The 21,729-nt window shown below is 61.3% G+C and carries 23 protein-coding genes; 12 read left to right on the top strand and 11 right to left on the bottom strand.

Features of this window, described 5'->3' with window-relative positions; all coding sequences use genetic code 11:
- The first annotated feature begins 153 nt into the window (after positions 1-153).
- The 4 genes from HJB83_RS11125 to HJB83_RS11110 all read left to right on the top strand — a co-directional run bounded on the left by HJB83_RS11125 (position 154) and on the right by HJB83_RS11110 (position 1,695).
- The gene (locus HJB83_RS11125; RefSeq protein WP_207585565.1) at positions 154-795 is read left to right on the top strand and encodes a UdgX family uracil-DNA binding protein; all 642 of its coding nucleotides are present in this window, start codon (positions 154-156) and stop codon (positions 793-795) included.
- Positions 796-938: 143 nt separating this feature from the next.
- Positions 939-1,193, top strand: coding sequence for a DUF2934 domain-containing protein (locus HJB83_RS11120; RefSeq protein ID WP_003574663.1), 255 nt, complete (start codon positions 939-941; stop codon positions 1,191-1,193).
- A 135-nt stretch (positions 1,194-1,328) separates the two neighbouring features.
- A complete protein-coding gene (locus HJB83_RS11115) occupies positions 1,329-1,511 on the top strand; it encodes a hypothetical protein (RefSeq protein ID WP_207585564.1) in 183 nt (60 codons plus the stop codon).
- A 10-nt stretch (positions 1,512-1,521) separates the two neighbouring features.
- Entirely contained in the window at positions 1,522-1,695 is a 174-nt protein-coding gene (locus tag HJB83_RS11110) for a hypothetical protein (RefSeq protein ID WP_207585563.1), read from the top strand.
- Positions 1,696-1,723: 28 nt separating this feature from the next.
- On the opposite strand, the gene HJB83_RS11105 is transcribed toward HJB83_RS11110, so the two are convergent.
- Positions 1,724-2,077: a hypothetical protein gene (locus HJB83_RS11105; protein ID WP_207585562.1), complete on the bottom strand. Its 354-nt coding sequence runs from the start codon at positions 2,075-2,077 to the stop codon at positions 1,724-1,726.
- Positions 2,078-2,219: 142 nt separating this feature from the next.
- Between HJB83_RS11105 and HJB83_RS11100 the strand changes: the two genes are divergently transcribed.
- The 3 genes from HJB83_RS11100 to HJB83_RS11090 are packed head-to-tail and all read left to right on the top strand — an operon-like array spanning position 2,220 to position 3,615.
- Positions 2,220-2,534, top strand: coding sequence for a plasmid stabilization protein (locus tag HJB83_RS11100; protein WP_221115662.1), 315 nt, complete (start codon positions 2,220-2,222; stop codon positions 2,532-2,534).
- 59 nt (positions 2,535-2,593) lie between these two features.
- Positions 2,594-2,884, top strand: coding sequence for a DUF3175 domain-containing protein (locus tag HJB83_RS11095; RefSeq protein ID WP_221115661.1), 291 nt, complete (start codon positions 2,594-2,596; stop codon positions 2,882-2,884).
- Between the two features lie 5 nt (positions 2,885-2,889).
- Positions 2,890-3,615 carry a glutathione S-transferase gene (locus tag HJB83_RS11090; protein ID WP_221115660.1) on the top strand — a complete coding sequence of 242 codons (726 nt, stop codon included), beginning with the start codon at positions 2,890-2,892 and terminating at the stop codon, positions 3,613-3,615.
- A 12-nt stretch (positions 3,616-3,627) separates the two neighbouring features.
- Here the strand turns inward: HJB83_RS11090 and ligD are convergent, their stop codons facing one another.
- The 9 genes from ligD to HJB83_RS11045 form a co-directional block, all read right to left on the bottom strand.
- Complete coding sequence (ligD, locus tag HJB83_RS11085) at positions 3,628-4,506, bottom strand: non-homologous end-joining DNA ligase (protein ID WP_221131869.1); 879 nt, start codon at positions 4,504-4,506, stop codon at positions 3,628-3,630.
- A complete protein-coding gene (locus HJB83_RS11080; RefSeq protein WP_221115658.1) occupies positions 4,503-5,510 on the bottom strand; it encodes a DNA topoisomerase IB in 1,008 nt (335 codons plus the stop codon). Before HJB83_RS11080 ends, ligD begins: the two co-directional genes overlap by 4 nt.
- Before the next feature lie 15 nt (positions 5,511-5,525).
- Positions 5,526-7,682 carry a glycogen debranching protein GlgX gene (gene glgX, locus HJB83_RS11075; protein WP_221131868.1) on the bottom strand — a complete coding sequence of 719 codons (2,157 nt, stop codon included), beginning with the start codon at positions 7,680-7,682 and terminating at the stop codon, positions 5,526-5,528.
- Between the two features lie 103 nt (positions 7,683-7,785).
- Positions 7,786-8,580, bottom strand: a complete 795-nt coding sequence (locus HJB83_RS11070) for an SDR family NAD(P)-dependent oxidoreductase (protein ID WP_221115656.1) — start codon at positions 8,578-8,580, stop codon at positions 7,786-7,788.
- 174 nt (positions 8,581-8,754) lie between these two features.
- Entirely contained in the window at positions 8,755-9,969 is a 1,215-nt protein-coding gene (locus HJB83_RS11065; protein WP_221115655.1) for an MFS transporter, read from the bottom strand.
- Positions 9,970-10,101: 132 nt separating this feature from the next.
- Complete coding sequence (locus tag HJB83_RS11060) at positions 10,102-10,584, bottom strand: GNAT family N-acetyltransferase (RefSeq protein ID WP_221131867.1); 483 nt, start codon at positions 10,582-10,584, stop codon at positions 10,102-10,104.
- A gap of 85 nt (positions 10,585-10,669) precedes the next feature.
- Positions 10,670-11,875, bottom strand: coding sequence for a 3-oxoadipyl-CoA thiolase (gene pcaF / locus HJB83_RS11055; protein ID WP_221131866.1), 1,206 nt, complete (start codon positions 11,873-11,875; stop codon positions 10,670-10,672).
- A 9-nt stretch (positions 11,876-11,884) separates the two neighbouring features.
- A complete protein-coding gene (locus tag HJB83_RS11050; protein WP_221115652.1) occupies positions 11,885-12,589 on the bottom strand; it encodes a CoA transferase subunit B in 705 nt (234 codons plus the stop codon).
- Positions 12,586-13,293, bottom strand: coding sequence for a 3-oxoacid CoA-transferase subunit A (locus tag HJB83_RS11045; RefSeq protein ID WP_221115651.1), 708 nt, complete (start codon positions 13,291-13,293; stop codon positions 12,586-12,588). Before HJB83_RS11045 ends, HJB83_RS11050 begins: the two co-directional genes overlap by 4 nt.
- 141 nt (positions 13,294-13,434) lie before the next feature.
- Between HJB83_RS11045 and HJB83_RS11040 the strand changes: the two genes are divergently transcribed.
- On the top strand, positions 13,435-14,193 hold the full coding sequence (locus tag HJB83_RS11040; RefSeq protein ID WP_221131865.1) for an IclR family transcriptional regulator C-terminal domain-containing protein: 759 nt from the start codon (positions 13,435-13,437) through the stop codon (positions 14,191-14,193).
- Positions 14,194-14,247: 54 nt separating this feature from the next.
- On the opposite strand, the gene HJB83_RS11035 is transcribed toward HJB83_RS11040, so the two are convergent.
- Positions 14,248-15,792, bottom strand: a complete 1,545-nt coding sequence (locus HJB83_RS11035) for an acid phosphatase (protein ID WP_221131864.1) — start codon at positions 15,790-15,792, stop codon at positions 14,248-14,250.
- Between the two features lie 186 nt (positions 15,793-15,978).
- On the opposite strand from HJB83_RS11035, the gene HJB83_RS11030 reads away from it, so the two are divergent.
- The 4 genes from HJB83_RS11030 (at position 15,979) to HJB83_RS11015 (ending at position 21,564) form a co-directional block, all read left to right on the top strand.
- Entirely contained in the window at positions 15,979-17,268 is a 1,290-nt protein-coding gene (locus tag HJB83_RS11030) for a cytochrome-c peroxidase (protein WP_221131863.1), read from the top strand.
- A 419-nt stretch (positions 17,269-17,687) separates the two neighbouring features.
- Positions 17,688-18,803 carry an acyltransferase gene (locus tag HJB83_RS11025; RefSeq protein ID WP_221131862.1) on the top strand — a complete coding sequence of 372 codons (1,116 nt, stop codon included), beginning with the start codon at positions 17,688-17,690 and terminating at the stop codon, positions 18,801-18,803.
- Between the two features lie 117 nt (positions 18,804-18,920).
- Positions 18,921-19,847, top strand: coding sequence for a transcriptional regulator (locus HJB83_RS11020; RefSeq protein ID WP_259671320.1), 927 nt, complete (start codon positions 18,921-18,923; stop codon positions 19,845-19,847).
- A 208-nt stretch (positions 19,848-20,055) separates the two neighbouring features.
- Complete coding sequence (locus HJB83_RS11015; RefSeq protein ID WP_221131861.1) at positions 20,056-21,564, top strand: alpha-N-arabinofuranosidase; 1,509 nt, start codon at positions 20,056-20,058, stop codon at positions 21,562-21,564.
- Positions 21,565-21,729: the final 165 nt, after the last annotated feature.

Here is a 21,729-nt window from a genome sequence, read left to right as displayed (position 1 = left end):
AGCCGCGAAACGGCAGCGTTCAATCGCGCCGGCTCTCTCCCATGACGCGAAATTTTTCGCGGTGATCATTTTCCAGGCTGGCGAGATCAATCGCGAGGGCAGGAACCATCCCGGCACAGATCGATTGATCCCAAGGAGATGAGGATCGCCATCATGAACATAGCCGCAACCGTCGGTCCTGCCCTGGCGCTCGATGTCGCCGATGCCGACAGCATTGCCGAACTGCGGCATCAGGCCGAAGGCTGCACCCGCTGTGATCTCTACAGGAACGCCACGCAGATCGTCTTCGGCGAAGGGCCGGGGAAAGCCGAGATCGTCCTCGTCGGCGAACAGCCGGGCGATCGGGAGGATCTGACCGGAAAGCCCTTTGTCGGTCCCGCCGGCCAGTTGCTCGATCACTGTCTGGAAGAGGCGGGTCTCGACCGCCAGCGCTGCTATGTCACCAATGCCGTCAAGCACTTCAAGTTCACGCCGCGGGGCAAACGGCGGCTGCATGCAAAACCCAATGCCGGCGAGATCCGGCGTTGCGCCTGGTGGCTCGGCGCCGAGCTCAACATCCTGCAACCGAAACTCGTCGTGGCGCTCGGCGCAAGCGCGGTTTATGCGCTGCTCGGGCCGAAGGTGAAGCTGACGCCGGCGCGCGGCCATATTCTGCAGCCGGCAAACCATTCGCCTGTGCTGGTCACCATCCACCCCTCCTATCTCTTGCGCATTCGCGACGAGGCAGAACGGCACAGGCTGCGGCTGGAGTTCGTGTCAGATCTGCACAAGGCGGCGGAGTTTGGGGCGCGCTGAGCGCCTCTTCTCAACCCTATTATGCTGCATTGCGAAATATTTCCGGTTGTGGGGGCGATTTCGCTTGAAACAGCTCCGTTCATCTGGAACCATCCAGGCAGTATCGCGTTCGAACGACCGCATCATGTGACTGGAGATCAGCGATGGCAGAAACTCGAGACGAGTGGATCAAAAAGCGTGCATATGCCCTCTGGGAAGAAGAGGGCTATCCGACCGGGCGAGAATCCATCCATTGGGAACAGGCACGACACGAGCGCGAAGCGCTCGAAGGCTCTGCTGCCTCTTCCGATGGGAAGGAAGTCAAGCCCAAGGCGAAGCGCAGCGTCGCCGGCAGCAAGACCAACGGCGTCGTGACACCGGCGCCGAAACGGACCGCGAGCCGCAAAACGGCGCTCTGAACCTGAATACCGAGCACTTGGATTAAAAAAGGGCGTCGTCGCGGCGCCCTTTGATGGTTTTCGTCATACGATTGAATTAGTTGCGCTATATGGAATTTGAAAGGTGGGCTTCCACGCGGGGTGAACAGAGGCCGGATGACGCTGCAAGTTTTGAAGCTTCCCAAAAAAGTTGAGCCCTCGCCCGTTAACCGGGAACCAGAACATACACCGGTTGTTTATGGCGAAACCGGGGAAGTTGCCATGAACGACGGCCAGTCCGATATCCTCTCCGTCCCGCTCGTCGCAGCCAGCGGCCGCTCTTCGACCGCGCTCGTCTAGAGGGATGGAGATGTCGCTCCTCATCATCGCCGCACTGCTCTACCTCGGTCTCGCGCTCGGCTTCATCCTTGTCGTCGACAATCTCGTCGGGCTGATTTTCCGCGATCCCCGCGCACCGGTGCAGCCGCGCTCCTTCGACATTGGCCGTGCCTTCGCTGCATCGCAAAAGCTCTATCGAAAATAACAGGTCGCAGGCATCCTCCCAGCTCGTTTTACGCAAGAGCGGCGCCGTCGAATTCGGGATATTTGCGCATCAGATCCACCTCACTGGTGCAGCTGTCGTCGCGCGCCGTCAGTTCGATCGAGATCGTGTCGGCGGGATCAAGGCGGCCGCTGTCGTGATGGTTGGCACCATCGTGATAGACGGGAATACGCGCGCCGCTCTGGCTGACCAGAACGGCATCCCGCTCGAAACCTCTTTGCAGCAACCAGTCACGCGGCGCCATCAGGCGGATGTCGACCTCGTAGGAGTGCTCCTTGAGGCTGACGGTATAGGTAACCGGTGACACTTGGCCGTTGACGTCGATCGCGCCGTTTCCATCGGCTTTGACGATGTGGTTTTCCATGTTCTCGGCTCCTGTTTGCGGGCGGTTTTCCCATCTGGAATGGAGCGAACGCGGCTTTCGTTCCGATATCCGAGCGACCCTACCGCCGGAACTTTCGGCCTCAGCACCAGTTTGATCCCTTTGCACACCATTGGAGGCGACGATGCCGAGAGGTGACAAATCCGACTATACAGACAAGCAGAAGCGCAAGGCCGAGCACATCGAGGAGGGCTATGAGGATCGCGGCGTCTCCGAGAAAGAGGCTGAGCGGCGTGCCTGGGCGACGGTCAACAAGGAAAGCGGCGGCGGCAATAAATCCGGTTCCGGCCGCGGCAAGACGGATACGCACGGCTCCGCCGAAAAGGGTGGTCACATCGGCGGCGCTGCATCCGCCGCGCGCTCGAAGGAGGAACGGTCAGCTTCGGCGAAGAAGGCGGCCGCGACGCGCAAGCGTCATGAACACCACAGCCACCACTAACAAAAGGTGCGACTGGCGGTGATCTGCCGCCGGCCGCATCCGACAAAGGATTTTTAGACATGGCCAAGTCGAAGAAAAAATGGTCGCGAGATGTCACTGAACACAGCGATGCCATGGACCTGAAGGAAGGCGTGTTCAAATCGGACGATCCGAAGAAGATCGCCCGCTCCGTCAAGCACTCGGCCGAGGAGAGCCATCGGCGCAAGTCGAGCCCGTTCCGGGCGGCCATGTCGATGCTGACCTTCTACATCAACCGCGCCGGCGACCAGCTGACGAAAAAGCGGCGCGGCACCCTTGAAAAAGCCAAGGACGAACTGCGAAAAGACTTCGATCGTCAACCGAAGAAATGAGCACCATGGCATACGAGCTTTATTATTGGGACGGCCTGCAAGGCCGCGGCGAATTCGTCCGGCTGGCGCTTGAGGAAGCCGGCGCCGACTATGCCGACGTCACCCGCGAGCCTACGCGGGGGACGGACGCCATGTTCGCCCTCATGGATAGCGAAAGCGAACCGCATATTCCCTTCGCCCCGCCTTTCCTGAAGGACGGCGACCTGATTATCCCGCATGTCGCCAACATCCTGTTTTACCTCGGCCCGAAACTCGGCCTTGCGCCTGAGGACGAAGGCCTTCGCCATGTCGCCAACGGGTTGCAGCTCACCATCACCGATTTCGTCGCCGAGGTGCATGATACGCATCACCCGATCGACACGTCGCTTTACTACGAGGATCAGAAGCAAGAGGCGAAAGCCCGCTCCGCCGCCTTCATCCGCGATCGCATTCCGAAATTCCTTGGTTATTTCGAGCGTGTTCTGCGGCAGAACCCTGACGGCCTCGACCATATTGTGGGAAATGCGCTCACCTATGTCGACCTCTCGCTCTTCCAGATAATCGAGGGCTTGACCTATGCGTTTCCGAAAGCCATGGCGAAGCGCAAGGCGGAATACCCGGCACTGCTCGCCCTGCATGATCGAGTGGAAAAGCGTCCGAACATCGCCCGCTATCTCGCTTCGCCTCGCCGCTTGGCCTTCAACGAGGACGGGATTTTCCGGCATTATCCCGAGCTCGACAGCGCGGGGTGAGTGAAGAGCGGTTCATTCCAGCGGCATGGCCGCATCGAAGAAATCGCCCCATGGGTCCTTCGGCCGGGTCTTCAATTGCTGCGGCACGTTGGCAAGCGTGAAGGCGGCCGGGCCGCTGACTTCGTTCAAATCAGACCAATCGAGCGGCATCGAAACCGGAGCCCCCAGTCGTGCCCGCGTCGAATAGGCCGCGACCGCCGTGCTGCCGCGGCCGTTGCGGAGATAATCGATATAGATGTGCCCGCTGCGTTTGGCCTTCGTCGCGGTCGACAGATATTTTTCCTGCGCGTCAGCCGACATGCTTTCTGCAAGTGAATGGGCAAAATCCTTCACCTCGGCCCAGCCGGCCTTCGCCGCGAGCGGCGACACAACATGCAGCCCCTTGCCTCCTGATGTCTTGACGAAGGCAGCCAAACCATGGGCCTCCAGCCGTGCCTTCACGTCAAGCGCTGCCGAAATCACCGCGCTCCAGGCGATATCCTCGCCGGGATCGAGGTCCATGGTGATCATATCCGGCCTTTCCCAATGATCGGTCGTTACGCCCCAGGGGTGAATTTCGAGCACGGCCGATTGCACCAGCGCCACCAGGCCGTTGAAATCGACGATGCGCAGCAGCTTTTCACCGTCCATATCCTGCGGATCGGCGATCTCCTCGATATGTGGATTCATGCCCTTCCAGGCATGTTTCTGGAAAAACCGCTGGTGGCCCTTTATTCCGTCCGGCAAACGCAGCAGCGCCAGGGGCCGATTGACGAGATAAGGCGCCATGAATGGCCAGACCGCCGCATAATAGTCCGCGAGCGCCTGCTTGGTCACACCCTCGTCCGGCCAATAGAGCCGGTCGGGATGGGTCAGGACTACGTCCGATGCCGGCGAATTTCTGGGGCTCATTCCTCGATCTCGCGTGTGAGAAAATCAAGTAGCCTGTTTTCCTCGGCCCGCAAGCCCCGCAGCGGCGCGTTGCTGCTCTCGATCAGCGGATGATCATTGCCGGCGAGCGCGATGATCGCCGGATGGATATAGCTCGAGCGCGAGATCGCCGGCGTGTTGTGCAGTGCCTCTGCCGAGGCCTCCGACATCTGCTTTACCGTCGGCCTGGAACCACAGACAATCGCCTCGCGCGCCGCTCCGAAGGCCGCCAGCGACCCTGCCCAGGTGCGGAAGGTCTTCGCGGAAATCGGGATTCCCGATATCTCGGCCAGATAGGCGTTCAGCCGGCCGGAATCGATCGGCTTCAGCGCAGCGTTTTCATCCTTCCAGACGAAAAGCTGGCGGCCGGGCAGGTCCGCGATCTCCTCCAGGATCTTCTGCAGCCTGGGATGTTTGAGACTGCGCTGGACGCGCTTGCCGCCCTTGGCGCGGAATTTCAGCTCGATCTGCCCGTCGACGATCTTCAAGTGCCGCTTGAGCAGCGTCGTTGCGCCATAGGTGCCGTTTTCCCTGACATAGGCCTGGTTGCCGACGCGCAAGTGCGCCTCGTCGAGCAGCGTCGTCAGGGCCGCCAGCACGCCGTTGACATCCTCGGTGCCGGTGTCGAGATGGCGCAGCACAGTGCGGCGTATCTTCGGCAGCGCCCGGCCGAACTCGATCAGCTGATGGAATTTCCCGGCACTGCGGAAAGACTGCCATTCCTTGTGATAGCGATATTGCTTGCGCCCGCGCGCATCAATGCCCGTCGCCTGCAGATGGCCGTTTTCGTAGAGGCAGATCCAGACATTCTCATAGGCCGGCGGCAGACCAAGCGCGCCGATGCGCGCCCGCTGCAATTCATCGGCAAGCGTCGTGCCGTCGGGCATCACATAGCTGAAGCCCTTGCCCTTCCTTCGTCTGCGGATGCCTGGTTCGGTATCGCTGACATAGACGAGACCAAGTTCGGTGATGGCTTCGGCATTCATCTTCTCTGCGACCTGCTACTTGCTCCTGCGACCGAACTGGAACCAGCGGCGGCGCTGGGCCTTGGTCGCCCCCTCCGGCGGTTGGGTCTGGCCTGTCGGCGCAAAGACGGCGACGCTCTGGGCATAGACGATGACCGGATTGTCTTGCTCGTGCACCTCGAAGGCGTTGGTCTCTGTCCCGGTGTCGAGGATCCGCGACCAGTGTTCCAGCCCGTTCACCTCGGGCAGGTATATTTCGCAATCGCCGCCGGCATTGAAGACTAGGAAAAGGTCGTCCATCACCTCGGTTTCCGGTGCAAGTGCGCTCCTTGAGAGATAGACGCCGAGCACTTGCAACCCGTCGTCGTTCCAGGCGTCGTCATCCATGAAGTTGCCGTCCGGCTTGTACCATGCGATCTCGATGCGCCCGTCCTCGCTGGTCTCGCCGGTCAGGAACCGCTCCTGCCGCAGGACCGGATGCGCCTTGCGGAAGGCGACGGCCTGCCGGCAAAAATCGAGGAAGGGATCGTCGAGCCCATCCCAGCCCGTCCAGCCGATTTCATTGTCCTGGCAATAGGCATTGTTGTTGCCGCCCTGGCTATTGCCGAGCTCGTCGCCGGCGAGAATCATCGGCACGCCTTGGGAGAGCATCAGCGTCGCAATCATGTTGCGCCGGCGCCGCGCCCGCGCGGCATTGATTTCGGCATTGTCGGTTGCGCCTTCGGCGCCCATATTGTCGGAATGATTGTCCGAATGGCCGTCGCGGTTGTCCTCGCCATTCGCCTCATTGTGCTTGTCGTCGAAGGACACAGTATCCGTCAGCGTGAAGCCGTCATGGGCCGACAGGAGATTGATCGAAGAGGTGGCGCCCCGATCGGAATGATTGAACTGCGGCGCCGAGCCGGTGACGCGCGCCGCCACCTCCGACACCATGCCACCATCGCCCTTCCAGAAACGGCGCACGTCGTCGCGAAACTTGTCGTTCCACTCACGGAAGGGATGCGGGAAGCCCCCGACCTGGTAGCCGCCCTCGCCGATATCCCAGGGTTCGGCGATCAGCTTGACGCCTGAGAGAATCGGATCCTGCCGGATCGCGCCGAAGAAGCCACCCTGGCGGTCGAATTCCAGGTCCTGCCGTCCGAGCGTGCTGGCGAGATCGAAGCGGAAGCCGTCGATATGCATGACGCCCACCCAGTAGCGCAGGCTGTCGAGCACCATGCGCATCACCATCGGATGGGCGACATTCAGCGTATTGCCGGTGCCAGTCGTATCGAAAGTATGGCGGGGATCGTCGGGCGAGAGAATGTAGTAGCTGGCATTGTCGAGCCCGCGGAAGGACAATGTCGGTCCTTTCTCGCTGCCCTCGGCGGTGTGGTTGTAGACCACATCCATGATGACCTCGATGCCGGCGGCATGGAACTTCCGCACCATGGTCTTGATCTCGGTGATCTTGTCGCCGGACATGTAGCGCGATTGCGGCGCGAAGAAGCCGAGCGTCTGGTAGCCCCAATAGTTCTTGAGGTTGTTTTCGAGGAGATAACGATCATCGAGGAAATACTGGATCGGCAAAAGCTCGATCGCTGAGATGCCGAGCTTGACGAGATGGTCGATGATCGGATCGCTGCACATGCCGAGAAAGGTGCCGCGCAGTCGGTCCGGCACTTTCGGATGCGTCATCGTCAGGCCGCGCACATGCGCCTCATAGATGATGGTGTCGGGCCAGGGCCTGCGGATCGCCTCTTCACCCGCCCAATCGAAGTCCGGATCCTGCACCACGCCCTTGACCGTGAAGGGCGCGCTGTCGCGATCGTCGAAGGAAAGGTCGTCCTCGCCGATCTGATAGCCGAACAGCGCGTCGTCCCATTGCAAGTCGCCCGTTACCTGCTTGGCATAGGGGTCGAGCAGAAGCTTGTTGGCATTGAAACGATGGCCGGCGTTGGGGTCATAGGGGCCATGGGCGCGATAGCCGTAGACGGTGCCCGGCCCGACCCCGGCGACATACCCGGACCAGATGTCGCCCTCGCGTTTCGGTAGCGGCATCCGGGCGATTTCATTTTTTCCATCGGGGGAGAAGAGGCAGAGCTCTATCTGTTCCGCATGAGCCGAGAAAACGGCGAAATGGGTACCGGAACCCGTATACTCTGCCCCCAGCTCCGGCTTGAGGAAGTCGAGTTCCGAAAATGAAAAGCTCATGATGCCCCGCTCAATGAAAAGACCAAGCGGGAAACGTAATGGCGGTTCTAAAGTTCCCTCATGAATGGGAAAAGGCAACGGTGTTGCCGGCCGGAGGGTGCGCTTACGGCATCAACTGGCCGCCATTCACCTCGATGATCTGGCCGGTGATGTAGCCGGACAGCGTCGGCGAGGCGAGGAAGAGATAGGCGCCGACGCAATTCTCCGATGTGCCGACGAAACCCATCGGGATCGACTTGCGCTGCAGTTCCATCTGCTCGTCATTGGTATAACGCTCGTGGAACGGCGTGGCGATGACTCCAGGCGCCACGGCATTGACGCGGATCCTGTCGGCGACGAATTCCTTGGCGTGGCCGCGGGTGATCGTCGAGACGAAGCCCTTCGATGCCGCATAGAGGATCGCCCCGTTGCCGCCGCCATTGCGGGCGGCGATCGAGGTGGTGTTGATGATGAAGCCACCCTGTTTTTTCAGCCACGGATGGGCTGCCCGCGTTGCCGCCAGCACCGAGCGCGCGTTGAGATCCATCACCGCGGCATAATGCGCGTCGGTATATTCCGAGGTCGGCTTGCGCCCCAGCATGCCGCCGGCATTGTTGATAAGCCCGTCGAGATGGCCGAAGGTTTTTGCCGTCTCCTCGACGACACGTTCGGTCTCGCCTTCCCGCGACACGTCGCCCTGGATCAGATGCACGGTGCCGCCGGCACTCCTGATCTCCTCGGCAAGCGCCTCCGCGGGCTCGCGGCTGGCATTGTAGTGGATGCCGACCTTGGCGCCCTGCGCTGCAAAGGCGCGGGCGAGCGCCGCCCCGATGCCGGTCGAGGCGCCGGTGATCAGCACGGCCTTGCCGGAGAGATCCGGCAGTTTGATCGATGCGAGCGATTGCGCAAGTTCTACCATGGCTAAGACCGTCTCCCGAAAAACCAAGGACATAGGTGATGAAACAGATTGGGGAAGTCTATCAGCCGAAATCGGCGAAGGGCAATGCACGAAAGCGGGAGACTTGTATCGCCCGTAGGCGGGCAGAACGATCTTTCCGGCAGCCGTCGTTGCCGACGGCCGCCGGATTTCTCGTCACGAAGGCACACCGAAAGCCGGTTGCGGTTTTTGGCGGGCGAGTGGCGGGAATGCCAGCGCGATTGCCGCGGCCCCGAGCCCGACCATCGCCGAGCCGATGAACAGCCAGGAATAATTGGCGAACGTGTCGAATATCCAGCCGCCGATAAGGGGGCCGAAGGCCATGCCGAGGCTGGAGAGCATCGTCGCCGCGCCCAGGACGGTGCCGAGGATGCGCGGCCCGAAGTATTCCCGCGCCAGCACCGCATAGAGCGGCATTACACCGCCATAGGCGCTGCCAAAGACGATGGCGAGCGCATAGAATTGGGTCAACTCGCTGACGAAGAGATAGGTTGCGAGGGCTGCCGCCTGCACCAGCAGGCCGGCGACCAGCACCGGCTTCACCCCGATCCGGTCGGCAAGGCTGCCATAGAGCAGCCGGCCGCCGAGGCCCGCCAGGCCCTCGACGCTATAGATGCTGACCGCCGCCATCGGGGCGACGCCGCAGATCGTCGCATAATTCACCATGTGGAAGATCGGCCCGGAATGCGCCGCACAGCAGGCAAAGAAGGTCAGGCCGAGCACGATGAATTGCGGCGACCGGAAGACTTTCGACAGCCGTGGCTGGGCGCCGTCGACGGCGAACGCAGCGCCGGCTTCAGTGGTCTCGGCCGGTGGGCGCTTGACCAGCAGGGCGGCCGGCACGAGCAGCGCCCAGGCAGCAATGCCGATGATCAACATCGCCGGCCGCCACTCATAGGCCGAGATCAGCCAGCGCGCGAAGGGCGAGATGGTCATCGGCGCGACGCCCATGCCAGCGGAAACGAGCGACACCGCCAGCCCACGATTTTCGTCGAACCAGCCGATGGTCGCCGCGATCATCGGGGCGAAGAAGGTGCTGGCAGCCAATCCGACTAGGATGCCGTAGGTCAGCTGGAACTGCAGCAACGTCTCGGCGCGGCTGGCCAGCACAAGCGCCAGGCCGAGCAGCACAGAGCCGATCATCACGACGATACGCGGGCCGAAGCGGTCGCTGGCCGCGCCCCAGAGGAAACCGCCAAAACCCATGACGATGAAATTCAGTGTCATCGCGCTGGCGATCCCGACATGCGACCAGCCGGTGGCGGTGGCGATCGGTTCTTGAAAGATCGCTAGCGAGAACATCGCGCCGATGGCCACGCACGACATCAATGCGCCTAAGGCGACGATGACCCAACGATAGGAAACACCCATGGCTTCATAACCTCCCTGCCGACAGAGTGATCGCGACGCATACGGCTCACCCGCCGCACTCCTCGCGATCTAAAGACGTTCGGGCTGCGGCGATTTCGACAGCGCACTCAGATCTTTTTCGCCGTTACGGTTCTACAGAGTCCGAAACATCACCAATGCGTCGACATAACCCTCGGTCGGATGAAGGAAGACGCCGGGAAGGCGGCCGACGATTTCGAAGCCGAGGGATTGCCACAGCTGGACGGCGCGGCGGTTGCTGCTGACGACGAAATTGAACTGCATGGCGCGAAAGCCTCTGGCGCGCGCGTGCTCAAGGGAATGTTGATGCATCAAGCGCGCGACGCCACGGCCGCTGGCGGCTGCATCGGTCATGTAGCCGCAATTGCAGACATGGCGGCCGCCGCCGGCCTGATTGGCCTTGATGTAATAGGTGCCGAGGATGACCCCGTCCTCTTCGGCGACGAAGGTCTCGCGGTCCGGCCCCATCCAGTAGGCGAGCGCATCGGCTTCGGGGAGATCGCGGTCGAGCGCATAGGTTTCGCCGGCGCGGATCGTCGGAGAAATGATCCTCCAGATGGCGCCTCGATCGTCGTTGTCTGTGGGTCGGATCAGCATACCCGATTTTTACAGAAGGCTGATATGCCGCGCAACTGGCCGAGGGCTGCTGGCGAACCGACGCAAGCGCCTTCTTCGACCGGCCTCAAACCCTTTCGAGCGCGATCGCAATCCCCTGCCCGACGCCGATGCACATCGTCGACAGCGAATATCGCCCGCCGGTCTCCCGAAGCTCCAGCGCCGCCGTGCCGGTGATGCGGGCACCCGACATGCCGAGGGGATGGCCGAGCGCGATCGCGCCGCCATTGCGGTTCACCCGCTGATCGTCATCGGCAATGCCGAGCGTGCGCAGCACCGCCAGCCCCTGGCTGGCGAAGGCTTCGTTGAGTTCAATGACGTCGAACTGTTCCTGGGTCATGCCAAGCCGGGCCATCAGCTTGCGCGAGGCCGGGATCGGGCCGACACCCATTACCCGTGGCGGAACGGCGGCAGCCGCGCCGCCGAGGATGCGGGCGATCGGCGTCAGACCAGATTTTCGCGCCGCCGCTTCGGAAGCGACGATCAGCGCCGCCGCCCCGTCATTGACGCCGGAGGCATTGCCTGCAGTCACCGTGCCGCCTTCCTTTTTGAAAGGGGTGGCAAGTTTCGCCAGCGTCTCGATCGTCGTCGCCCGCGGATGTTCGTCCTTGTCGACGATGACGGGATCGCCCTTGCGCTGCGGGATGGTCACCGCAGTAATCTCCTTCGCCAGCCGGCCGCTTGCCTGGGCGGCGGCGGCCTTCGCCTGGCTGCGCACCGCAAAGGCATCCTGGTCCTCGCGGCTGACCTTGTAATCTTCGGCGACGTTCTCGCCGGTCTCCGGCATCGAATCGACGCCATATTGCTTCTTCATCAGCGGGTTGACGAAGCGCCAGCCGATGGTGGTGTCGTGGATTTCGGCGGCCCGCGAAAAGGCCGTCTCGGCCTTCGGCATGACGAAGGGTGCGCGCGACATGCTCTCGACGCCGCCTGCAATCATCAGCTCGGCCTCGCCGGCGCGGATGGCGCGCGCCGCCGTGATTACCGCATCCATGCCGGAGCCGCAGAGCCGATTGATCGTCGTGCCCGGGACAGCGATCGGCAGGCCGGCCAAGAGGGCCGACATGCGCGCGACATTGCGGTTATCCTCGCCCGCCTGGTTGGCGCAGCCGAAGATCACATCGTCGACGGTTTCCCAATCGACGGCGGTGTTGCGTTCCATCAGCGCCTTCAGCGGGATGGCGCCGAGATCGTCGGCGCGCACCTGGGATAGCGAGCCGGCGAAGCGGCCGATCGGCGTCCTGATATAGTCGCAGATAAAGGCTTCGGTCATGGCTTTTCCTCAGAGTTCCGGGACGACGAGATCGGCAACCGGCCCGTCGATATGGAGCGGCGCGCCGGTTATCGCCTGCAATTCCTCCGGCGACATCGCGGCCAACTTCTCGCGCAGGACGAAGTGTCCGTCGACGATGTCGATGACGGCATGGCTGGTATAGACGCGGGTGATGCAGGCCACACCGGTCAGCGGGAAGGTGCATTTCTCCACCAGTTTCGGCTCGCCCGTCTTGGTGACGTGCTCGGTGATGACGCAGACTTGCTTGGCGCCGTGCACGAGATCCATGGCGCCGCCGACGGCCGGCACGCCTTTGCTGCCCACCCGCCAGTTGGCGAGATCGCCGCTCTGGGCGACCTGGTAGGCGCCGAGGATGGCGACGTCGAGATGGCCGCCACGCACCATGGCGAAACTATCGGCATGATGGAAGAAGGCCGCCCCCGGCTTCAGCGTCACCGCCTTCTTGCCGGCGTTGATCAGGTCCCAATCCTCCTCACCTTCGGCCGGCGGCTCGCCGAAATTCAGGATGCCGTTTTCGGTGTGAAAGATTGCCTGGCGGCCGGGCGGCTGATAGCGGGCAACCATTTCGGGAAAGCCGATGCCGAGGTTGACATAGGCGCCGTCGGCAATATCCTGGGCGGCGCGCCATGCGATCTGCGCATTGGAAAGCTTGATGTCTTCCCGAGTGTTGATGGGACGGGTGTTGACGGTCATACGTAGGCCACTCCGGCTCGAATGAGTTCTTCTTCCTGCTGGGGACTGATAACAGCGACGACGCGGTCGACGAAGATGCCGGGTGTGACCACATGCTCGGGATCGATGCCGCCGGCCGGCACGATCGACGAGACCTGGACGATGGTCTTCGCCGCCGCCATGCACATCAGCGGATTGAAGTTGCGGCCGGCCTTGTTGTAGGTGAGATTGCCCTGGATATCGCCGATCTCAGCCTTGACGATGGCGAAGTCGGCCTTCAGCCAGCGCTCCTGCACGTAATGGCGGCCATCGAATTCGGCGATGACCTTGCCCTCGGCAAGTTCGGTGCCATAGCCCGTCGGCGTATAAAAAGCCGGAATGCCGGCCCCGCCGGCGCGGATACGTTCGGCCAGCGTTCCCTGCGGCACCAGCTCGAGCTCGATTTGACCGGCCAGATATCTGTCGGTGAAGGCGCGTGGGTCCGACGAACGCGGAAAAGAGCAGATCATCTTTCTGACCATGCCTGCGTCGATCATCGCAGCGATACCGATGCGCCCGTTGCCGGCATTGTTGTTGATCACGGTGAGGCCCTTGGCGCCCTTGTCGATCAGGGCATGAATGAGCTCGATCGGCGCGCCCGAACCACCAAAACCACCAATCATGACGGTCGCGCCATCACCGATCTCGGAGACGGCCTCCGCCGTGCTCCTGACTGTCTTGTCCATGCGGGATTTCTCCTTGGCTAGATCAGGTTCTCCAGCGTCAGCCATAAAGCCCGAGGCGACGGACGGCAAGAAATTTGTGCGTTATTTGACTTTTGTTCGTATATCGCACAGAATGGATGGATCGATTGGAGAACTCGCCCGATGCGCGAAACGGATTTTGTCAGCGGCTTTGCCCGCGGCCTGAAAGTCATCGAGGCCTTCGGCGAAACGCGCCAGCGGCTGTCGATCGCCGAGGCCGCCAAGCTGACGGAGCTCGACCGCGCCACCGTGCGCCGTTCGCTGCTGACGCTGGCCGAGCTCGGTTATGCAGATTATGACGGCAAGTTCTTCACCCTGACGCCGAAGATCCTCCGGCTTGGCCATGCCTATCTCGCGGCGACGCCGCTGCCGGCGCTGCTGCAGCCGCATCTCGATCATCTCTCGGAAAAGGCCGGCCAGAGCGCCTCGGCCTCGGTGCTCGACGGCACCGAAATCGTCTATATCGCCCGCGCCTCGCAGCGCCGCGTCATGTCGATCAATCTCACCCCCGGCAGCCGCCTGCCGGCCTATTGCGCCTCGATGGGCCGCGTGCTGCTGGCGGCCCTTACCGAGAACGAGGCGCGCGCCATCCTTGCCCGCAGCGAGCTGAAGCAAAACACTGCGAATACCAAGACCGATCCGGACGAGCTGATCGCCGAATTCCGCCGGGTCCGCGCCGAGGGTTATGCCATCATCGATCAGGAGCTGGAGGTCGGCCTCTGCTCGATCGCCGTGCCTGTGGAAAGCGACCGCGGTGAAACGGTTGCGGCGATCAATATCGGGGCGCCGGCCGCCCTCGTCCCGGCCGCCGAGATGAAGGAGCGCTATCTGCCATTGCTGAAGGAAACCCAGGCGACATTGCGGCCGCTGCTGCGCCGGTGACGGCATGCACGGAAGGCGGGCGGCCCCGGTCAACACCGGGGCCGCCCGCAATTGTCAATGCATCAGGTCGAGCGCGGCTGTGAGGTCTCCCATCGGCGGCCGGCCGTTATCACCAAGCGCCTTGTCGCGGGCGACGATGCCGGGCAGCACCGGCAGATCGTAACGCGCGGTGATGAAGCGGATGATCGAGGTGGTGTCGTACTGGGTATGATCGACGGTGCCGTCCTTGGCGAAGGGCGAGATGATGAAGGCCGGAATGCGGTTGCCCGGCCCCCAGCGGTCGGCCTTCGGCGGCGCGACGTGATCCCAGAAGCCGCCGTTTTCGTCATAGGTGACGATCACGAGCATATGGCCCCATTGCGGGCTCTTTTCGAGATGGGAGACGATATCGGCAAGATGCTGGTCGCCGCTCGAGATATCGGCATAACCGCCATGTTCGTTGAGGTTGCCCTGCGGCTTGTAGAAGGAGACCGCCGGCAGCTTGCCCTCGTCGATATCTCCAAGGAAGGCCTCGCCGCCAAGGCCGCCGTCTTTCAGATGTTCGGCCCGTGCCGGCGTGCCGGGCGCGAAATTGGCGAAATAGTTGAACGGCTGGTGGTGGAACTGGAAGTTCGGCACCGGCGTGGCGTTTTTGCCGTCGAGGGCCGCCTGCCAGGCGCCGCCGTACCACGCCCAGTCGATGCCTTTCAGCGACATCAGGTCGCCGATGGTCACCGCATGCTGCGGCGGTAGCGTCGTTGCCGCCGTCGGATCGGCATAGGCTTGGTCGCCATCCTTGGCCGGCGGGTTGGCGCTCGGCTGGTAGGGTGGCTGCATGGTGTTGACGGCGTAGAAATCGGGCGTCAGCGCACCGTCGGAGACGAATTTCGGGGCGCCGTCCAGCGCCGACTTCGGGGCGTTGTCGGCCACCACAAGCGAAGTGCCGTCGGCATCGACCTTGGCGATCACCGGCTTGGCCGGGCTCTTGTCGGCATCGGGATAATAGGGGGCGCAGGCGCAGATCAGCGCGAAGTGATTGAGGAACGAACCGCCGAAGGCGCCCTGGAAGAAGTTGTCGGCGATGACGTATTTCTTCGCCACCTGCCACATCGGCAGGATCGAGCCGTCGTAATGGCCCATGACCAGGCTACCGGAATCGGCCCAGGCGACGAACTTGTCGTTCTTGCCGCCGTCGATCTGCATCTGCTCCTGATAGAAGCGGTGCCAGAGATCGCGGGTGATAACCGACGGCGCCTGCGCAAACCCCTTCGGATCGTCGATCGCGAAGCTGGCATTGGCCAAATGGGCCGACTGTGCTTCGGTGACGGCAGGCGTCACGCCCTTGGCTGTCAGGCCGCCCCAGGCCGGCGGCAGTTCGGCGAGCGGCTGGCCGTTGCGGTCGAGCTGGCGGGCCTGCTCGGCACTGACATTGGCAAGGCCATCGGCGCCGGGAAAGCTGCCATAGAGATTATCGAAGCTGCGGTTTTCGGCATAGATGACGACGATGTTGTCGATCTTATCGTAACCGGCGGGCGCCGCATGGGCGGCCGTCGCCATGGCAAGCGGCAGCATCGCCGATCCGGCGAGACAGATGGAGTGAAGGAGTTTCAGTCTTTTCACGGGGGTACCTCATGGCTGGCGGCGTTGGCTAGAGGGAGCACGGGGACGATCCGACGCTATTCCCGGCATCTATCAACTTTGTGACATGGGCCTGTCGCGAGGCGGCGGGAGAACGGCTGTCATCAATTTGTTGCAGCGAGGTTCGATCATCAAGGAAACGAATGCCAAGTCATTGGAATCCTTATCATGACCACGAATACCATCTGGCTTGCGCGCTCCGCCTTGGCGGTCGGCATCGTTGCTGCAGCGCTCTCTCTGGCCATTCTGCCGCTGCGGCAAAGCAGCGCGGCGGCGGCTTTCCGCGTACATCCCGGCCCGATGTCCCGCGCCGAGGCCTTCGCCCGGGTCGAGACACTGACCGCGCTTGGCCGCAAGCTGTTCTCCGACGCCTCGCTGTCGGCCTCCGGCCTGCAGGCCTGTGCCTCCTGCCATGATCCCGCTCACGCCTTCGGCCCGGCCTCGGCCAAGCCGGTCGAAATCGGCGGCAAGGATATGAACCAGCCAGGCCTGCGCGCCGTTCCGGCGCTGCGCTATCTGCAAGCGGTGCCTGCTTTCACCGAGCATTATTACGATTCCGAGGACGAGGGCGACGAAAGCGTCGACAACGGCCCGACCGGCGGCCTGACCTGGGATGGCCGGGTCGATCACGGCGCCGAGCAGGCGAAGATCCCGCTGCTCTCGCCCTTCGAGATGGGCAACAAGGATGCAGCCGAGGTGGCGGCCAAGCTGCGCAAGACGGCCTGTGCCGATGCCATCAAGGCAGCGTTCGGCGCGGCGGTGTTCGGCAATCCTGAGGATACCTTCGATGCCGTCGCCGAGGCGCTCGCCACCTTCGAACAAAGCGGCCCGGATTTTTATCCCTATTCCAGCCGCTACGACGCCTTTCTCGCCGGCAAGGCGACGCTGACTGCGCAGGAATTGCACGGGCGGCAGCTGTTCGAGGATCCGGAAAAAGGCAATTGTTCGAGCTGCCATCTGAGCGAACCGGCCAATGACGGCGAGCCGCCGCTCTTTTCCGATTTCGGCTTCCTCGGGCTCGCCGCCCCCCGCAACATGGCAATCCCGGCGAACGCCGATCCCGACTATCACGACCTCGGCCTCTGCGGCCCGCTGCGTAGCGATCTCGCCGGACACAACGAATATTGCGGCCTGTTCCGCACGCCGACGCTGCGCAATGTCGCGCTGAAAAAGAGCTTCTTCCACAACGGCTATTTCCACACGCTGCGCGACGTCGTCTCCTTCTACGCGAGCCGCGACAGCGATCCCGGCCGCTGGTATCCGAAAAATTCAGACGGCACGATCCGTAAGTATGACGACCTGCCGCAAGCCTACTGGGCCAATCTCAACCAGGACCGGCCTTTCGGCAGGAAGCCGGGCGATGCACCTGCCCTCACCGATCCGGAGATCGACGATATCGTTGCCTTCTTGGGGACACTGACGGATGCCGACTTGCAGCCGAAGGCGAGCGGGCACTGACGCAATCGCCGAACAGGCTGAAGATTACCACAATCTCAGGCCGCCTCTTTGCTAGTTCAATCCGGCCGCCAGATCGCATTATCTGATTTCTTCAACTCGTTTCGTATCCCACATGCCCGGATCCTGCGCTGCCGGTATCTCTTCTAACCGCTCCCGCTGATAAGCGAAGCTTTGCTCTCGTTGTGAAAAGCTCGAGCCAAGCATTCTCATCAGAACCCAACCGCCAAGTATAATGCAGTGCCCGTTGTATATGCCGTGTCAGGCCAGGAGAGATCATTCGTAGAACAACAAGGGTTTGTGAGAGGCGCATTTTGGCGGATCGGAGATTATCTCGGCTCAACCCCGTTTCACTACGGCGCGTGACAACATTCAAAACTTATCTTAATGAATAGTTAAACTGCAAAAGTGCGGGAGGCTCCATGCACGAGCGCGAAATCAAGAAGGCATTTTACCCGAACTTCAATATGATCAGGCTCGTGGCAGCCTCCACGGTAATCTTCTCGCATGCCTTCCTTATCTCGGAAAAGACCTCGGCGAACGAGCCCTTTGAGCGTTTGCTCGGAGAGGGCAATATCCTTGGCCTCTTCGGCGTCTATGTGTTTTTCATCAGCAGCGGCTTCCTCGTCACGCAGAGCGCGCAGTTCGGCAGCGCGGGTGGTTTTCTCTGGAGGCGGGCGCTGAGAATATACCCGGCATTTATCGTCTGTACGCTGCTCAGCGTCTATGTCTTGGGCGCCTTGTACAGCCCGTTGGGCGTCAGTGGTTACTTGCTCAAGTCGCTTCATATGAAGACGACACTGCATTCGTTGCTCGACCCGAACTTTGGCATGACCCTGCCGCATGTGCAGTTTTATGACCCCGCCATCTCTTGGCTTGCCACCTCGGTCAACGGCTCTCTTTGGACGATCGGGCAGGAAATCTTCTGCTACCTCATCGTCGCCGGATTAATGGTAATCGGGCTTCTGCGAGCCCCGCTGATGGCACTTGCCCTCGCCGTAGGCGTGACCTGGCAGCTTTTCTTCGATCATCCGTGGCCAAAGATACGGTTCCTGACGGATTTTACTTTTATCGCTCCCTACTTCTTCTGCGGTTCGCTTCTGAGGTTCGTGATGGAAAAGCGGCAGCCCAATATAGTCCTGGCATTGATCTTCGTAGCGCTCGGTATGCTCTGCCTCGTCTTCTGGCCCGGCTATCTTTACGGCCGCATGTTGTTCGCCTATCCGCTTATCTACATCGCAACCTCGCCGGTGATACGCCTGCCGACTCTCGAACGCTTGGGCGACGCCTCCTACGGGACCTATCTCTATGGCTGGCCAGTGGAGCAGACGATGAACCATGCCCTCGGCGAGTACAGCACGTGGTGGGCGGTCTTAGCGCTTTCCCTGCCGACAGCGTGGTTGCTCGGCTGGCTTTCATGGCATCTGCTGGAAAAGCATGCGCTGCGGTTAAAACGAATCTCATTCCTCCAGCGACAGCCTGCATCCCCTGAGAAAGGCGACTTCGACCCACGTCGCAGTGACGTCTGGCACTCTTGATCGTCACAGCCGGACTTTGACGCGTGACTGTTCTCGGATACCAACACCATTCGGCACTGCTCCCCTTGATGTATCATAATTTCCGATATACATCATTTCATCGGAAATAGTGGGGGAATGATGGAACGTTCGTTTTTGACGATTGCCGCCGGTGAGAATAATACGGCGATACGGGCTCTTTCGGCGCCGGCGCGGGTTGAGATGCTGAAGCTGCTCTGCGCCAAAGGGCCGACGAATATCAATGATATTGCCCAGGCGCTTTCTCTCCCGCAATCCACCGTCGCCACCGGTATCCAGATTTTGGAAGAAGCCGGGCTCGTCGAGTCGCGGCTGGCCAAGGCCCGCAAGGGAAACCAGAAGATCTGCTCGGCGGTCTATAGCGAAATCCTGATCAGCTTTGAGGAAAGTGCCGCGCAACGGGCCAACAATATCATCGAAGTCGAGATGCCTGTCGGGCTCTACACCAGCTGCGACGTGCATGCGCCATGCGGCCTTTGCTCGACCGAGAGCGTCATCGGCCCTCTCGATGTTCCCGACTATTTCCTTGATCCGCAGCGCATGCAGGCCGGGCTCGTCTGGTTCGGCCGGGGCTATGTCGAGTATAAATTCCCCAACAATGCCAAGGTGTTGAACAAGGATATCCGCGCCATCGAATTTTCGATGGAGCTGTCGTCGGAAGTGCCCGGCACCAATGCGGACTGGCCTTCCGATATCACCCTGTGGGTCAACGGCATGGCGATCGGCACCTGGACCTCGCCCGGCGACTACGGCGACAAGCGCGGCGCCTTCACGCCGGCCTGGTGGAAGCTCGAAGGTTCGCAATATGGGGCAATGAAGACCTGGCGCATCTCGACGCGGGGAACCTTCATCGACGGTGTCGCCGCATCGAATGTCACGCTCGGCGACCTGGCGCTCGGCCAGCACTCGTCCATCCGCCTGCGCGTCGGCATCGCTGAGAATGCCGGCCATACCGGCGGCGTCAATATTTTCGGCCGCAGCTTTGGAAATCACGGCCGCGATATCATCATGCGGCTTCATGTCTGAAAATCGATATCATAAATCGTGATTTCAAATTTCATTTCTTTTTCAAATTAGCAGACCATAAAATATAGACAATGCATTGTAATTAAATTGTTTTTCAGGAAATTATATTAGTATGATTAAAAACACCGGTCGGTTGACAGAACGACATTCCTGATATCAAGTTGGAGGCAAGAAAACAAAAATTCTGATACATAAACGGGAGGATCCGTTGAAAACCAATGTCGTTGCCCACCGCGATTTCCGCATCGCGACCATTGACGCCAGGCTCTACAGTTCATTTCTCGAGCATCTCGGCAGAGCGATATACGGCGGCATCTACGAGCCCGGACATCCGACAGCCGACGAGGACGGCTTCCGCCGCGACGTGCTCGATCTGGTGCGTGATCTCGACACGCCCTACTGCCGTTACCCCGGCGGCAACTTCGTTTCGGCCTATAATTGGGAAGATGGCGTCGGCCCGCGGTCGGAGCGCCCGGTTCGCCTCGACCTTGCCTGGCGCACCCGTGAAGCCAATCAGATCGGCGTCAACGAATTCGTCGACTGGTGCAAGAAGGCCAACACCAAGCCGATGCTCGCCGTCAATCTCGGCTCGCGCGGCCTCGATGCCGCCCGCAATTTCCTCGAATATTGCAATCATCCGGGCGGCACCTATTATTCCGATCTGCGCCGCAAGCACGGCTGGGCCAATCCGCACGATGTCAAATTGTGGTGCCTCGGCAATGAGATGGATGGCCCCTGGCAGGTCGGCCACAAGTCGGCCTATGAATATGGCCGGCTGGCCGACGAGACGGCCAAGGCCATGCGCGGCTTCGACAAGTCGCTCGAACTGGTGGTCTGCGGCTCGTCCAATTCCGATATGAAGACCTATCCGGATTGGGAGGCTCAAGTCCTCGAACAGTGCTACGACAGTGCCGACCATATCTCGCTGCATATGTATTTTGCCAACCGCGAGAAGAACACCCTCAATTATCTCGCCCGGGCGACCAAGCTCGATCGTTACATCACCACGATCGGCGGCGTGATCGACTATATCAAGGCGAAGAAGCGCTCGAAGAAGACGATCGGCATTTCCTTCGACGAATGGAACGTCTGGTATCATTCCAACCAGCAGGACAAGGAAATCCTGGCGCGCGACGAATGGCCGGATGCGCCGCATCTGCTTGAAGACGTCTATAATTTCGAAGACGTGCTGCAGGTCGGCGGCATCCTGAATACCTTCATCCGCCGTTCCGACCGGGTGCGCATCGCCTGCATCGCCCAGCTCGTCAACGTTATTGCCCCGATCATGACCGATGACGGCGGGGCCGCCTGGCGCCAGACGATCTACTACCCCTTCTACTACGCCTCAAGATATGGCCGTGGATCGGCACTGCAGCTGGTCGTCGATGGCCCGACCTATGACAGCGACGAGGAGAACGACGTCCCCTATCTCGACGTCTCCGCCGTCCATTCCGAGGATGGCAAGACGCTGACCTTCTTTGCCGTCAACCGTCATCCGCAGACGGCACTGGATTTCGACGTGCGCCTGGAAGGTTTTGGGACCGCCAGCGTCATCGAGCAGGTGGAGATGACCCATAGCGATCTGCTAGCCGTCAACACGGCTGCGCGGCAGGATACGGTCGCGCCGGTCAATGTCCAGACTGCGAAGATCGAGGACGGCAGGTTGCGGGCGGCGCTGAAGCCGCTGTCCTACAACGTCATTCGGCTGTCGGTCTGACAGCCGCCGCCGGGTAAGGCCCATTGGCCCCCGGCTGAAGAGATTCGGCTCGACTGCGAGGAGGCAGGCGGGTTGAAGGGATGGTTGGCTAGAGCCTTGGACCTTGAGTGTTTCAAGTCCTGATGCTTTCGCGAACCGACAACCGCGACGTGCCCATGCGTGCCT

Source organism: Rhizobium sp. NZLR11 (genome assembly GCF_019685115.1).
Lineage (GTDB): Bacteria > Pseudomonadota > Alphaproteobacteria > Rhizobiales > Rhizobiaceae > Rhizobium.
The sequence above is the reverse complement of the archived record's forward strand: the minus strand, read 5'-3'. Positions and strand labels throughout refer to the sequence as shown.